Origin of the sequence: Lysinibacillus sp. C5.1, assembly GCF_016350185.1 — a bacterium.
Taxonomy (GTDB): domain Bacteria; phylum Bacillota; class Bacilli; order Bacillales_A; family Planococcaceae; genus Lysinibacillus; species Lysinibacillus sphaericus.
Window position 1 is genome coordinate 741,333 of the sequence record NZ_CP066226.1, and the last position, 12,996, is coordinate 754,328.

Annotated in this window: 19 protein-coding genes and 1 pseudogene; 15 read left to right on the forward strand and 5 right to left on the reverse strand. The window is 37.6% G+C overall.

Translation table 11 applies throughout. The features are described from left to right. Positions 1 to 10 precede the first annotated feature (10 nt). From I5435_RS03330 to I5435_RS03350, 5 genes are all read left to right on the forward strand, one after another. A complete protein-coding gene (locus I5435_RS03330; RefSeq protein WP_024362536.1) occupies positions 11 to 682 on the forward strand; it encodes a GTP diphosphokinase in 672 nt (223 codons plus the stop codon). After that, positions 679 to 1,473, forward strand: a complete 795-nt coding sequence (locus I5435_RS03335) for an NAD kinase (RefSeq protein ID WP_024362537.1) — start codon at positions 679 to 681, stop codon at positions 1,471 to 1,473. Before I5435_RS03330 ends, I5435_RS03335 begins: the two co-directional genes overlap by 4 nt. Further along, complete coding sequence (locus I5435_RS03340; protein ID WP_337983256.1) at positions 1,466 to 2,374, forward strand: RluA family pseudouridine synthase; 909 nt, start codon at positions 1,466 to 1,468, stop codon at positions 2,372 to 2,374. The genes I5435_RS03335 and I5435_RS03340 overlap by 8 nt, the downstream gene beginning before the upstream one ends. A 226-nt stretch (positions 2,375 to 2,600) precedes the next feature. Next, positions 2,601 to 3,977, forward strand: coding sequence for a magnesium transporter (mgtE, locus tag I5435_RS03345; protein ID WP_024362539.1), 1,377 nt, complete (start codon positions 2,601 to 2,603; stop codon positions 3,975 to 3,977). 53 nt (positions 3,978 to 4,030) lie between these two features. Then, positions 4,031 to 4,456 carry a hypothetical protein gene (locus tag I5435_RS03350; RefSeq protein ID WP_024362540.1) on the forward strand — a complete coding sequence of 142 codons (426 nt, stop codon included), beginning with the start codon at positions 4,031 to 4,033 and terminating at the stop codon, positions 4,454 to 4,456. Positions 4,457 to 4,522: 66 nt separating this feature from the next. On the opposite strand, the gene I5435_RS03355 is transcribed toward I5435_RS03350, so the two are convergent. Beyond that, entirely contained in the window at positions 4,523 to 5,047 is a 525-nt protein-coding gene (locus I5435_RS03355) for a CotY/CotZ family spore coat protein (protein ID WP_024362541.1), read from the reverse strand. A 135-nt stretch (positions 5,048 to 5,182) separates the two neighbouring features. Between I5435_RS03355 and I5435_RS03360 the strand changes: the two genes are divergently transcribed. The 6 genes from I5435_RS03360 (at position 5,183) to I5435_RS03385 (ending at position 8,077) form a co-directional block, all read left to right on the forward strand. Beyond that, positions 5,183 to 5,587 carry a YhcN/YlaJ family sporulation lipoprotein gene (locus I5435_RS03360; protein WP_227665410.1) on the forward strand — a complete coding sequence of 135 codons (405 nt, stop codon included), beginning with the start codon at positions 5,183 to 5,185 and terminating at the stop codon, positions 5,585 to 5,587. Next, positions 5,587 to 6,042, forward strand: coding sequence for a stage V sporulation protein AC (spoVAC, locus tag I5435_RS03365; protein ID WP_024362543.1), 456 nt, complete (start codon positions 5,587 to 5,589; stop codon positions 6,040 to 6,042). The genes I5435_RS03360 and spoVAC overlap by 1 nt, the downstream gene beginning before the upstream one ends. Beyond that, entirely contained in the window at positions 6,036 to 7,031 is a 996-nt protein-coding gene (locus tag I5435_RS03370; RefSeq protein ID WP_024362544.1) for a stage V sporulation protein AD, read from the forward strand. The genes spoVAC and I5435_RS03370 overlap by 7 nt, the downstream gene beginning before the upstream one ends. Positions 7,032 to 7,046: 15 nt before the next feature. Then, positions 7,047 to 7,406 carry a stage V sporulation protein AE gene (gene spoVAE / locus I5435_RS03375; protein ID WP_374116275.1) on the forward strand — a complete coding sequence of 120 codons (360 nt, stop codon included), beginning with the start codon at positions 7,047 to 7,049 and terminating at the stop codon, positions 7,404 to 7,406. A gap of 64 nt (positions 7,407 to 7,470) precedes the next feature. Further along, positions 7,471 to 7,638, forward strand: a complete 168-nt coding sequence (locus I5435_RS03380) for a YjcZ family sporulation protein (protein ID WP_080653321.1) — start codon at positions 7,471 to 7,473, stop codon at positions 7,636 to 7,638. 190 nt (positions 7,639 to 7,828) lie between these two features. After that, complete coding sequence (locus I5435_RS03385; protein WP_024362546.1) at positions 7,829 to 8,077, forward strand: stage VI sporulation protein F; 249 nt, start codon at positions 7,829 to 7,831, stop codon at positions 8,075 to 8,077. Positions 8,078 to 8,190: 113 nt separating this feature from the next. Here the strand turns inward: I5435_RS03385 and I5435_RS03390 are convergent, their stop codons facing one another. The 3 genes from I5435_RS03390 to I5435_RS03400 all read right to left on the reverse strand — a co-directional run bounded on the left by I5435_RS03390 (position 8,191) and on the right by I5435_RS03400 (position 9,941). Next, positions 8,191 to 8,619 (reverse strand): GNAT family N-acetyltransferase, encoded by a 429-nt coding sequence (locus I5435_RS03390; RefSeq protein WP_024362547.1) that lies wholly within the window; start codon positions 8,617 to 8,619, stop codon positions 8,191 to 8,193. A 3-nt stretch (positions 8,620 to 8,622) separates the two neighbouring features. Continuing rightward, a complete protein-coding gene (locus I5435_RS03395; RefSeq protein ID WP_024362548.1) occupies positions 8,623 to 9,138 on the reverse strand; it encodes a YjcG family protein in 516 nt (171 codons plus the stop codon). An 83-nt stretch (positions 9,139 to 9,221) separates the two neighbouring features. Further along, a complete protein-coding gene (locus I5435_RS03400) occupies positions 9,222 to 9,941 on the reverse strand; it encodes an alpha/beta hydrolase (RefSeq protein WP_025218681.1) in 720 nt (239 codons plus the stop codon). A 112-nt stretch (positions 9,942 to 10,053) separates the two neighbouring features. Here I5435_RS03400 and I5435_RS03405 point away from each other — a divergent pair, with 112 nt between their 5' ends. Then, positions 10,054 to 10,635: a phosphatidylglycerophosphatase A family protein gene (locus I5435_RS03405; RefSeq protein WP_024362550.1), complete on the forward strand. Its 582-nt coding sequence runs from the start codon at positions 10,054 to 10,056 to the stop codon at positions 10,633 to 10,635. Positions 10,636 to 11,126: 491 nt separating this feature from the next. Further along, entirely contained in the window at positions 11,127 to 11,948 is an 822-nt protein-coding gene (locus tag I5435_RS03410) for a thermonuclease family protein (RefSeq protein ID WP_038509431.1), read from the forward strand. Positions 11,949 to 12,041: 93 nt separating this feature from the next. On the opposite strand, the gene I5435_RS03415 is transcribed toward I5435_RS03410, so the two are convergent. Further along, positions 12,042 to 12,242 (reverse strand): hypothetical protein, encoded by a 201-nt coding sequence (locus tag I5435_RS03415; RefSeq protein WP_137036909.1) that lies wholly within the window; start codon positions 12,240 to 12,242, stop codon positions 12,042 to 12,044. Positions 12,243 to 12,293: 51 nt separating this feature from the next. Here I5435_RS03415 and I5435_RS03420 point away from each other — a divergent pair. Both I5435_RS03420 and I5435_RS03425 read left to right on the forward strand, forming a co-directional pair. After that, positions 12,294 to 12,527: pseudogene (locus I5435_RS03420) on the forward strand (manganese efflux pump); the annotation flags it as partial. Continuing rightward, positions 12,525 to 12,872 carry a manganese efflux pump gene (locus I5435_RS03425; protein WP_304364566.1) on the forward strand — a complete coding sequence of 116 codons (348 nt, stop codon included), beginning with the start codon at positions 12,525 to 12,527 and terminating at the stop codon, positions 12,870 to 12,872. The pseudogene I5435_RS03420 and the gene I5435_RS03425, both read left to right, overlap by 3 nt. Positions 12,873 to 12,996: the final 124 nt, after the last annotated feature.

Consider the following 12,996-nt stretch of genomic DNA (forward strand, 5'->3'; position numbering starts at 1 on the left):
GGTTTTAGCGATGGGACAATGGGAGATTTTTTTAAGTCCTTATAAACAAGCAGTAGATGAGTTGAAAATAAAATTAAAAGGTATGCGATCTCAGTTTGGCATTGTCAATGCAAATTCACCAATTGAATTTGTGACAGGACGAGTAAAGCCACTGGCAAGCATTTACGATAAAACGCTAGAAAAAGGACTAGCCTTTGAACCGTCGAAGCAACTTGGCGACGAGCTTGGCGATATTGCAGGTGTTCGTATTATGTGTCAATTTGTAGATGATATTTCGACGGTGACAGAGCTAATTCGACAACGTAAGGATATGCGCGTAGTGGAAGAGCGAGATTATATTACCCATAATAAGCCAAGCGGTTATCGTTCATATCATATGATTGTAGAATACCCCGTTGAGACCATACAAGGAAAAAAAGTAGTGCTAGCAGAGATTCAAATTCGTACATTAGCTATGAATTTTTGGGCATCAATAGAACATTCACTAAATTATAAATATAAGGGCATGTTTCCAGAGGAAATAAAAAATCGTCTACAAAGTGCAGCAGAAGCAGCCTTCCGGTTAGATGAAGAAATGTCTTCGATTCGTAGTGAAATTCAAGAAGCACAGGCCTATTTTAGTGAATTTAAAGAGGCATCGAATCCTAGTTTACTATCAGAGAAGGAGCGTGACTCACAATGAAATTTTCTATTCAATCACGTAGAGATGCACAATCAAATGAATTAATGGAGCTAGCAAAAACATATTTGCAAGATTTTGGATTAACATACGATGAAGAGACACCTGAAATTGTCGTATCGATAGGTGGGGACGGCACGCTATTACATGCTTTCCATCGCTACTCACATTTGCTAGATCAAGTTGCATTCGTCGGTATTCATACAGGCCATTTAGGATTTTATGCGGATTGGAAACCTTCCGAACTAGAGAAATTAGTGCTATCTATTGCGAAAAAAGATTTTAATGTTGTGGAGTATCCCTTATTAGAAGTAAAAGTGGAACATCATAATGCAGAATCAAACACTTATTTGGCACTAAATGAAGCGACCGTGAAATCGCCTGATGTTACCCTTGTAATGGATGTTGAGTTAAATGGTAATCAGTTTGAGCGTTTCCGTGGGGATGGCCTTTGTGTTTCGACCCCATCAGGTAGTACAGCCTATAACAAAGCTTTAGGAGGAGCCATTATCCACCCTACTTTAGCGGCACTTCAAATTACTGAAATTGCCTCTATAAATAATCGCGTCTTCCGAACAGTAGGCTCGCCACTAATTTTACCAGCTCATCATCACTGTATTTTACGCCCAGTGAACGATCAAAACTTCAATATGACAGTTGATCATCTACAAGTCACACAAGGTGATGTGAAATCCATTGCTTTCAATGTAGCAAATGAAAGGGTCCGCTTTGCACGCTTCAGACCGTTTCCGTTTTGGGAACGTGTGCATGAGTCATTCGTTGCAAATGAGTAATAGCGATACACGTTTTACACTTCAATTTCAAGCTGAAAAGGATGGTCAATTGCTCCGTGAGGCTTTAGCACAATGGCAAATATCGAAACGTGCTTTAACAGCTATTAAGTTTGATGGGGGCTTACTATCGGTCAATGGTATCGAGCAAAATGTACGTTACCCCCTTCACATGGGAGATCAGGTAGAAATAAAATTTCCACCAGAAGAGAAAAGTGATGGACTCACAATTGAATATGGAGCGCTGTCTATTATTTACGAGGATGAGGCTTTGTTAGTGCTTGATAAACCAGCACATCAAAGTACAATTCCATCCCGTGAGCATCCGTCAAAAAGTGTAGCTAATTTTGTTTGTGGCTATTTTGAACAACAACGCTTAGCCTCCACCGTCCATGTTGTGACAAGGCTCGATCGTGATACATCAGGTTTGTTATGCATCGCTAAGCATGCACATATCCATCACTTAATGGGTTTAGCCCAACGCAGTGGTAATGTGTCGCGTGAATATGAAGCAATTGTACACGGACATTTAATAGAGGATAGGCAGTCTATCATTGCGCCTATTGGTCGAAAAGAATCTAGTATTATTGAACGTGAGGTACGGGAGGATGGCCAATTTGCGCATACGGATATGACCGTCTTACAGCGTTTTACTGTTCAAGGAGAGCCGATGACGCATATTCGCTTAAAATTGCATACAGGACGAACACATCAAATCCGCGTGCATATGGCTTATGTAGGTCACCCACTTATAGGCGATGAATTATATGGGGGAAGCCGTAATCTGATAGATCGGCAAGCACTACATTGTGTATCGTTGTCTTTGCAGCATCCATTAACAAATGAGAAGTACTCTTTCACAAGTATGTTAAAGGATGATATGCAACAAATATTAAATATTTGAGGAGGTGTTCGCGAAATCGAGCATCTCCTTATCATTTTTATTATTAAATAGTATCTTAATAGCATGTTAACAGAAAAATAAGCAATTGTAGGGTATAGTAAAGAAGAAAGTTGTTTTTATCTAAAAAAAGAGTTTGCACAAACAGTGCATGCACACTATTATATAAAAGGTAGATTTGCGTCAATGAACGTAAAATAATTTCAACGCTCGGAAGGAGGGGACAAGCATGATAGAGGAAAGAAATGAAAAGGATGATGTGCAATTCGACGAGGCACATTTACGTGGTATGCTAGAAAACAATGAAATTAACGCATTCCGTGATGAGTTTTTAGAACTTCATCCATATGATCAGGCAACGTTTTATGAAAAGGTGGAGCCTGATATAAGGAAGATCATCTATTCGTACTTGTCTCCGACGGAAATGGCTGATATTTTTGAGGCAATCGAAATAGATGATGACGAATATACAGCGTATTTAGCAGAGATGGATCCAGCATACGGTGCAGAAATGCTATCCCATATGTATGCTGATGATGCTGCAGACGTTTTAAATGAGTTGGATACAAAGCAACGAGAAAGCTATTTAGGCATGATGGATGTAGAAACAGCTGAAGAGATTAATGAGCTTTTAAGTTATGATGAATATACAGCTGGTTCTATTATGACAACTGAATACGTAGCTATTCCTGAAAATTCAACTGTTCGTTCTGCAATGGCGATATTGCGTAAAGAGGCACCAAATGCCGAAACGATTTATTATATATTTGTTGTGGATGAGGCACATCGACTAACAGGGGTTATTTCACTCCGTGATTTAATCATTGCTGATGAGGATACACTTATTCGCTCGATTATGAATGAACGAGTTGTAATGGTGCATGTGGGTGATGACCAAGAGGAAGTAGCACAAATTATGAAGGATTATAATTTCCTAGCAACACCTGTTATTGGTGATCAAGGTGAGCTTTTGGGGATTATTACTGTCGATGATATTATCGACGTTATTGATGAGGAAGCATCGGAAGACTACTCGAAATTAGCGGGTATTTCCGATATGGATAAGTTTGATACTAATCCTTGGCAAGCAGCAAAAAAACGTTTGCCTTGGCTTGTTATTTTATTGTTTTTAGGTATGCTAACAGCGAATTTAATGGGGCAGTTTGAAGATACATTAGATAAAGTAGCGTTGCTTGCTGTCTTTATTCCGCTTATTTCAGGTACTTCGGGGAATAGTGGCACACAAGCACTTGCTGTTGCCATACGAGGCATTGCGACAGGTGATGTCGAAGAACATAGCAAAATGAAGCTGTTACTTCGAGAAGCAGGTACTGGCATCTTAACGGGAATTGTTTGTGGCCTGATTGTTATTGGTATTGTATATATATGGAAAAGTGAATTAATTTTAGGGATGCTTGTTGGTGCAGCAATTTGTGGTTCGATTTTAGTGGCAACACTTGCTGGCTCATTTATCCCATTATTAATGCATCGTATGAAAATTGATCCGGCTGTTGCATCGGGTCCGTTTATTACAACATTAAATGATATTACGAGTATTTTAATTTATTTAGGACTAGCGACCGTGTTTTTAAGTCAAATAGGCTAAGAACCAATTTCTTCACTTTTGCATATTGTAGGGAAAAAAGGGAAGTGATAATTGTGGAGCGAGAGCCACGCCTATATATAAAGTCACCAACTTATTTCTTAAACATTTCTAAAATGCTACATGAATTGGATTTGGATGAAAGTACGTCTGTCTATGTAAGAGATCAATACGACAGTGAGTCGAGTCTAGATGAAGCGGTACCTAAATTAGTGAAAGAACAAGTAAATGAAGAAGTAAACGAAGAAATGGACGAATATATTATAAAGCAGCTACAGTTTTTAGAAAAACCGTTTCGTCAAAAAGCTTATCAACCATTATTAATCACTTTAAAGGATGGTAGAAGACTAAGTGGAACTGCTTCAGATATGCAAATGGATTCCCTATTGTTGACGTCCAAGGAGTTCAATACACAAGAAATTATTTACTTCGAGGATATTGAACAAATATTATGGCGGGGGAAACAATTGCCGATATTATAAAAAAAGTGTACAGCAGAGGATGCTGTACACTTTTTTTTTATGTGTAGTGTGTCAAAGGAGAAAGACTTAATTACAAATCCCTAAGTCAACATCAGCGATACATTGAACAGCGCAGAAACAAGATAAATCCACAGTGATACAGCTATCAGTAGAGTTCCAATCATCTACTTTACAAATTTTCTTCATATTTACGCAGCAGCCATCACGACTTAATAAGTCTACAGTGCTTTCAGTAGAATCATAAGTACATAATGGTTCTAAAACGCGTAAAGTAGCACAGCATTCATCAAACATATCTTCGACACGGAAAAATACTGATGTACATTTACAAGGATCTGCTGATGGTGAGCTAAAGAATGCTTTAAATGGAGTACCGTCTTTTGTAATAAGCATGAATACGCGTGTATCTGCTGTTGAGCGTGCAGGACTTACGATCCCGCCTAGTGGTTCTAAGAAACAGTTTGCTGTACATGGAGAACACTCATCTCGCACCGCTTGATTTTGAATATCTAAAATTGCACGCACCACGTCACATACGCAGCCTGCTGAATGGATAGGTCCAATAGGATTTGTTGGTTTACCACAACCCATATTGTCACCTCCTTTCTTTCTAACTACTTCTACAATATGTGCTTTTGAAAAATGGACTCGGGCTTTCGTTTACTTATTCAAATGAATAGTTTTTTTATGTGTGGAGAAACTGTTAGGAAAAGGAGGGTAAATACCTTGAGGTTATTAGGAATGATGTTGCCTCTATTCGTCTGTATGACATTGCTTATTGGATGCACGGAAAAAGAAAAATTTATTGTCTATGGTTCTCCACAAAATGAAGCAGAGCTTGAATCGGTATTAAAAGAAGAAAAATCGGTTGAAAAATCAACTGTCATTCAATATGACGATAAAATGCTTGTGGCTGTGCAAATTAAACCATTGAAAAAATGGAATACGACTAAAATAGAGAAGAAACTCCAAAAAAAGTTTGATGAAAAGTATCCCAGCAAAGAGGTTTTTGTTTCAGCCGATTATAAAATATTTTATGAAGCCAATAAAATAAAAAAGGACCAACTTGAAGATAATAAACTAAGCAAGAAAATTACGGAGCTGCAGAAGCTTGCAAAGGAGGAAACATAATGGAAAAAGAGCAATATCAACAGCTAGAACAAAACATAACACCGCCTACCCCTTACTTAAAAAATGCCGTTAAAGCATTTGTGGTAGGTGGTCTCATTTGTACAATTGGGCAGGCGGTTTCTCTTTTTTATATCGTTTTCTTTAATTTCACAGAAGCAACAGCCGGAAACCCAACCGTTGCAACGATGGTATTTTTTGCAATGATTTTAACAGGCTTTGGTTTATACAAAAGAATTGGTCAATTTGCAGGAGCAGGTTCAGCAGTGCCTGTTACAGGGTTTGGGAATGCGGTAATTTCTGCTGCAATTGAACACAGATCTGAAGGTTTAGTCCTCGGTGTTGGCGGTAATTTATTCAAATTAGCGGGATCTGTTGTGTTATTTGGTGTAGTATCTGCATTTTTTGTTGCACTTATTAAATATATTCTTGTGACGATAGGGGTGGTTTCATGGTAATCATCTTTCCGTCAAAACCATCGTTGTTAGCAGGAGGCGTAGTAGCAGGACCGTTAGAGGACCGCAGTACTTTCAAACAATATTTTGATACGGTCTACGACGATGAGCGCTGGCAAATGGAAACAAATGAACAAGGCCATCGAAAAATGGTTGAAGAAGCTTGTGAATTTGTTATGAAAAAAGGTGGTATTACAACTGCAGAAGTTGATTATTTATTAGGTGGCGATTTAGTTAACCAAATGACGCCTACCAATTTTGCGGCAAGGGAATTAGCTATTCCCTTTATCGGATTATTTTCAGCTTGTGCTACCTCTGTTTCAGCTGTAATTGTAGCCAGCCTTTTAACGGAGCTCGGAGCTGCAAATTATTCAATTGCTGGGGCATCAAGTCAACACAATGCGATTGAACGTCAATTTCGTTATCCGATTAATTATGGTGCACAGAAACCACAAACGGCGCAATGGACTGTAACAGCAGCAGGTTATGCGCTGGTTGGTAAACATCGTGAAGATGCTCCTTCTATTGAAGCAGCCACGATAGGTAAGGTCATTGATTATGGAATGGATGATCCATTTCATATGGGTGCTGCCATGGCTCCTGCTGCCTTCCAAACGATTAAGTCTCATTTAGAGGAACGTAAACAAGAAATATATCATTATGATTTAATTTTAACGGGCGATTTAGGACAGCTTGGCTTAAAACTGCTTAAAGGCATGCTTGTCGAGAGTGGCATAAAAAATGAGGAGTTAACACTTTTACGCGATGCTGGAGCGGAATTTTACGGTCAAGATGAATCCTTTCAATCGGGGGCGAGTGGAGCAGGCTGTTCAGCGGCTGTTTTTTTTAGTTATGTAATGCAAGAGCTTCGTGCAGGGACATATAAACGAGTGCTCCTTGTGGCGACAGGTGCATTGCTATCTCCACTTTCGTTCCAACAGAAAGAGACGATCCCATGTACCGCACATGCGATAGAAATTACAATGAAATGAGGCAACAGCATGGTTATGACTTTTATATTTGCATTTATTGTAGGAGGCATTTTCTGCGTTATCGGTCAATTATTAATGGATGTTGGTAAATTAACGCCAGCACATACATTAAGTACGTTAGTCGTTGTTGGTGCAATTCTAGATGGAATGGGCTTGTATGAGCCACTCATTCATTTTGCAGGTGCAGGTGCTACTGTACCTATTACATCATTTGGTAACTCCTTAACACATGGTGCAATGGCTGAAGCGGAAAAGCATGGATTAGTAGGCGTATTGACTGGCATGTTTGAAGTAACAAGTTCGGGAATCAGTGCTGCAATTGTTTTTGGCTTTATTGGCGCATTAATTTTTAAACCAAAAGGGAATATTGACTAGACGAATACCCCTCTCTTGCCTGCAACTTTACATATTATAGGTTGTAGAAGGGAGGGGTGCTTTTATGGGATATCAAGGCTGGTGTGCACAACCTTATGGTAATAATGTTGCTGGTGCAAATAGCTGGAACTATTGCGGAGGCAATAACAATAATGGAATGGGCTCAACATTTGTCTTAATTGTTGTCCTATTCATTCTCCTAATTATTGTTGGCGCTACTTTCGTAAGTTAATTAGTCTAGCTAAAAGCTCTAGAGAGTTTTAGATATATAGGCTTTAGCTTTTTTCTGTGAGTATATAAAAAACTTACTGAATAAGGTTAGAGCCTCCAACAGTTGTCATTGATGTTTTGTGTACGATTAGTTACCGTTTATGAATCATTCGCGACAATAACGTTGAGGTGGAATTGATAGGAGGGGGAACATGCATCGCTCGTTTTTTAATTCGATTGAACAAAAGACAGGCGTATCAATGGATGAAATCTTTGCATTAGCTAATGCAATTCAACATGCTGATTTCACCAATGAGAAACAAGTAAGAAAAATAGTACGCCGTGTAGGCAAAGTGTCTAATAGACAAATTACACAAGAGCTTGAAGATAAAATCGTAAACTCTATTATTCAAGATGGCGCTTCACTAGATTTCGAAAAGCTTGCTAGAATGATGAAATAATGATGAACGTTTGTCTATTTTGGTGTGCGAAAGAGCTCCAAATAGAGAACACGCTACAAAGGCAAAAAAAAGGTGTTACGACTTTGCTTTTAGCATATCGTAACACCTGTTCATTATATCTCTTTTTCCATTGCTCGATGAGGTATTCCAGCATCCATAAATTCAGGAGATGTTACCGTGTAACCAAGCTTTTCGTAAAAAGGAACGGCGTAGCTTTGAGCATGGAGTTTTAATTTCTTTTGTTGAATGGAAATTGCGAATTTCTCCATTTCTTGCATAATTAAAACGCCAAGTTTTTTGCCCCGCTGACTTTGTAAAATACATACGCGTTCAATTTTTGCAGTATGATCTTCAATGCTACGTAGACGAGCAGCACCAACAGGTTCATTGCCTTCATACATAATAAAATGTGTTGCTGTTGCATCTAAAGCATCACATTCTAAATGAAGCGGAACACCTTGTTCCTCTACAAATACTTTTTTACGAACAGCAAATGCATCAGCATGTTCTTTCTCTGTTTCGACAATCTTAACGTTATACAAAAGTCATTCAGCTCCAGTCAATCGGAATGTTTCATATGTTGTCCATGACCCATCTTCCAATTGGTATAAAAGATGAATACGATCGATACTATCATGTTCATCAACCCCAGTCATGCGGAGTTGCCCAAAAATATCATCATGTTCTGAGTCCGTCATTTTTTGTGCAATCGTGATGTGTGGAACAAAAACATGCTTAGAGTCCCCAAAAGGAATTTGTTCTTCCAATACACGATGGAATGCTTGTAATTGTTCAGTTGGTTCGATGCGGAAATAAATCGCATTTGTTGTTGGGAAAAACGAACTAATGCGTGATGCATGAATATTTAAAGGCGCGTGTTTAGCAGCAATATCATCTAATTGCTTAACAATAGATTGAATATCGTCTTCTGTTGCATCAAAGCTGTCTTTTAACGTCATATGCGGTGTAATCTTCGCATAATGAGGATCGTAACGCTTGCGATACGTGTTTGCTAAATCTTGCAATTTTTTTGATGGAAATGCCACAATTCCGTACTTCATAGTCCATTACCTCCCGAAAATAAACGATTTTTCTATCTAAGTATAACAGAAATTTCAAAATACGTAATTTGAATCGCCTAACATTAATTGAAATTTTCAATTAACGCACGTCTTAAGTCAGGTTTCCAATATTTCCATGTATGATTGCCATCAAACTCTTCATAAAATGTAGAGAAGCCTTTACTTAACATTAGATTATGCAACTGTCGATTTGGCGTTAAAAAATCTTTAACGGTTTTATCCATTGTCACAACTTTATCTTCATTTTTTCCCACGATATGATAAATAGAAATAGCTCCTGGATCTTTAAACTGTTCAACCGCTTTCAGTACATCTTCGTCAACATAAGGTGATTGTAAAATAACCTTGCCAAAAATACTCGGATACTTTAATGCAGCCATTAAGGAAGCGGTTGCAGCCATAGAATCACCGATAACTCCTCGGCTCATACCCATTTGGTACGTTGCATATTCAGCATCTAAATAGGGAACAAGTTCATGTGCTAAAAAGCGTAAGTAAGCTTCATGTTGCTCACCACTTGGAATATATTTAGTACGGCGATCTTTAATATCTTTGTATGGTACAAATGCAATGATTAAATTCTCGATTTCATAGTCATCGATAAGTTCATCGGCTAGTTTTGTAATACCTCCAAGTTGGAAATAATCTTTACCATCGGAAGCGATGAGAATATTATATTTGTATAGTGGAGAATAATTAGCAGGGACATAAATATATAGCTGTAATTCCTCCTGCAATGCTTCACTATAGAACTTTAAATCTTGTACAGTTCCCTTATCCAATGATGACACTCCTTCATGTGTTTGTGACAAAATTGTACCATATTACGAAAGTAAAGGTATAATAGGTTGGGCTAGCGTTATGTTAGCAAAAAAACTGAAATGAGGGTTAGTTATGCATGATAAAAGTATTCGCGTACAGTCAGAAGAAGTGGCGAAAGCAGCCCAAGCTGCACTAATTCGCCGTGGTGTAGAGTTAGAAGACATTGCTGAGATTGTTTATGAAATGCAAAAATCCTACAATGTAGGCTTAACATTAGAGCATTGTATTCATTCGGTTGAACGTGTATTACGTAAACGAGAAGTCCAACATGCAGTATTAGTTGGAATAGAGTTGGATGAATTAGCTGAAAAAGGGCTATTATCGTCACCTCTACAACAAATTATCGAATCCGATGAAGGCTTATTCGGAGTAGATGAAACGATTGCATTGGGGTCTGTGTTTACATATGGAAGTATAGCTGTAACAACATTTGGACATTTAGATAAACAAAAAATCGGTATTATTAAAAAACTCGACACAGAGCCTGGACATCATGTTAATACATTTTTAGATGATTTAGTTGCCAGCATTGCAGCTTCGGCAGCATCACGTATTGCTCACCGCATGCGTGATTTAGAAGAAGAAGGCGAAACATTTGCTGATATTGAGCCAGAAGAGCTCGGTCCAAAGCCAAAACCACATAATGAAATTTAATAGTGTAATAGCATAAATGCCCTCAATTGAGGGATTAAGGGAGTCGACAAACTTGTATTTTTCAAGTTTGTTGACTCTTTATTTTGTAACGGGCGTTCTGAATTTTTTTTGTATAATAGGAAATATTTTAAGCAGACTTAAAAATTTCAGAAGAAAACTAATCAAATCCATTGTGATATTAGTCGACTTTATTGATAATAGAATTAAATAAAGTATTGTATGAAGTAAGAAAAGAGGTACTGAAAATGAGTGATAAAGATATTAAAACGTTAATCACTAGCGGAACAATTATTTTTGCCGTTGTATTGTATTTAATATTTAGATAAATTATCAGGTCTTCAGTTTATAATATAGCTGGAGATTTTTGATTTTGGCGATATGCGTAAGGAATTAAAAAGGGGATCATTATTATGTATCATTTTTTATTTTTGTCTGGACGATTCTAAATTAGTAATGGATATTTTCTAGATTTAACTTTAAGGAAGTAGGATATGAATTTGAAAAAATTATTTTTAGCTTTATTGTTTTCAACATTGCTGATTAGTGGATGTACAGAAGAGGCTAGCACCGGCAATGGTAAAACTGAAGATATACAAGGGATTGTAGCTTCAACAAAGGAATCTGCTGAAAAGCATGATGTGAGTAAATTTGAAGAATTTGAACTACAGGAAATAATTGACGGGGACACAATCAGAATAAAATATAACGGCAGTTCCGAAAAAATACGTTTTCTTCTTGTAGATACGCCTGAAACGAATCACAAAACGTTAGGGGTGCAACCTTTTGGGCCAGAAGCGAAAGAATTTACAAAACAGTTACTAGCTGGACAAGATACCGTTTATTTAGAATTCGACGTTTCCTATCGGGATAAATATAAAAGGTTATTAGCTTATGTTTATACGAAAGATGGTATTAGTGTACAAGAGCAACTATTGAAAAATGGGTTAGCACGCGTGGCCTATATTTATGAGCCAAATACGAAACATGTAGATTGGTTTAAGTCCATTCAAAAAACTGCGCAACAATCTGCCATTGGTATTTGGTCAGTTGAAGACTACGTAACAAATCGTGGTTACGATAAAGAGGCCTATACTAATGCTGTGAAAGAAGAAAATCCATCTAAAGCAAGTAAAGATGAGTCGAATAATACTAGCAGTAAAAAGAATTGTACTATTAAAGGAAATATTAATTCAAAAGGTAACAAAATTTATCACATGCCTGGACAACGTGATTATGACAATACGGTAGCAGAAGCCATGTTCTGTACGAAAGAAGAAGCAGAAGCAGAGGGGTTTATTCCCGCTAGGCAATAATGTCGTAGGAAAAGTTAAATTTTTTACTTAGGGGATTGTCGGGATAATATGAATTTACAACAATCAGTCATGTTCCTGATAATCCCTCATTGTTTACAATGGTTTTATGGGCTTAAAGTGATTGTATCGCGTTTTTGTTTTATTATCGCGGGTAACTTCGCTCAAATCGCGGGTAATGTTGAATAAATCGCGGGTAAGCCATGTTATATCGCGGGTAAAGCCGTGCCAATCGCGGATAAATCCCCGCACTTCATTAATTCCATTGCATTTTCCGGTAAACGCCCAATTGAACATAAAATTTTCCTTCTCATATGATGAGAAAATGGAGAATCGTTTAAAAGGAGGGAAATCATGCATTGGATCACCATTATTTTTATTGGTATAGCAGCCAATCTAGATAATTTGGGGATTGGTTTGGCCTATGGTGTTAAGCGAGTGAAGATTCCCATCTTATCGAATGCAGTAATTGCTGTACTGTCAATGATTGTCACTTTTGTGGCAGTAACGGCTGGTAGTACAGTAATAGAGTATATTTCGCCACATACAGCCAATCTTTTAGGGAGCCTTCTGCTATGTGTGATTGGGATATTTACACTTTTCTCTAATCGTTTTTCCAAGCATAGCATTGCTAAAAATCCTGAAATATTTGACGAAGATAAAAATCATATTATTTCTATGAGAGAGGCAATGACACTTGGGTTCGTGTTATCGGCAAACTGTTTAGCAGGCGGAATTGCTATCGGTGCAAATGGTATATCCGCAATTTGGACGGTCATCTCGATAGGCACATTTTCTTTTATCACAGTGGGTTTAGGAAGTCATTTTGGTGTCCTGCTAAGTAAAACATTTATAGGGAAATACTCTACCGCTATATCAGGATGGTTGTTAATTGTTATTGGAGTTTTTGAAGTTTTTGCCAAATAATAAAAATAATAGGATATTACTGTTTGATGCAGTAATATTCTTTTTTTTAGGGAATTTTGACATATTAAAGACGTTTTTAGATTGCTAGTTGACATACATTGGTAGCAAAGATTATCCTTTGGTT

What these genes read in the sequence shown, in the direction of transcription:
- I5435_RS03355 (WP_024362541.1), bottom strand. Translation starts at nt 5,047, where the DNA reads ATGGGTTGTGGTAAACCAACAAATCCTATTGGACCTATCCATTCAGCA.
- I5435_RS03385 (WP_024362546.1), top strand. Translation starts at nt 7,829, where the DNA reads ATGCATCGCTCGTTTTTTAATTCGATTGAACAAAAGACAGGCGTATCA.
- spoVAC (WP_024362543.1), top strand. Translation starts at nt 5,587, where the DNA reads ATGGAAAAAGAGCAATATCAACAGCTAGAACAAAACATAACACCGCCT.
- I5435_RS03405 (WP_024362550.1), top strand. Translation starts at nt 10,054, where the DNA reads ATGCATGATAAAAGTATTCGCGTACAGTCAGAAGAAGTGGCGAAAGCA.
- I5435_RS03410 (WP_038509431.1), top strand. Translation starts at nt 11,127, where the DNA reads ATGAATTTGAAAAAATTATTTTTAGCTTTATTGTTTTCAACATTGCTG.
- I5435_RS03380 (WP_080653321.1), top strand. Translation starts at nt 7,471, where the DNA reads ATGGGATATCAAGGCTGGTGTGCACAACCTTATGGTAATAATGTTGCT.
- I5435_RS03335 (WP_024362537.1), top strand. Translation starts at nt 679, where the DNA reads ATGAAATTTTCTATTCAATCACGTAGAGATGCACAATCAAATGAATTA.
- mgtE (WP_024362539.1), top strand. Translation starts at nt 2,601, where the DNA reads ATGATAGAGGAAAGAAATGAAAAGGATGATGTGCAATTCGACGAGGCA.
- I5435_RS03370 (WP_024362544.1), top strand. Translation starts at nt 6,036, where the DNA reads ATGGTAATCATCTTTCCGTCAAAACCATCGTTGTTAGCAGGAGGCGTA.
- I5435_RS03415 (WP_137036909.1), bottom strand. Translation starts at nt 12,242, where the DNA reads ATGTTCAATTGGGCGTTTACCGGAAAATGCAATGGAATTAATGAAGTG.
- I5435_RS03395 (WP_024362548.1), bottom strand. Translation starts at nt 9,138, where the DNA reads ATGAAGTACGGAATTGTGGCATTTCCATCAAAAAAATTGCAAGATTTA.
- I5435_RS03330 (WP_024362536.1), top strand. Translation starts at nt 11, where the DNA reads ATGGGACAATGGGAGATTTTTTTAAGTCCTTATAAACAAGCAGTAGAT.
- I5435_RS03340 (WP_337983256.1), top strand. Translation starts at nt 1,466, where the DNA reads ATGAGTAATAGCGATACACGTTTTACACTTCAATTTCAAGCTGAAAAG.
- spoVAE (WP_374116275.1), top strand. Translation starts at nt 7,047, where the DNA reads ATGACTTTTATATTTGCATTTATTGTAGGAGGCATTTTCTGCGTTATC.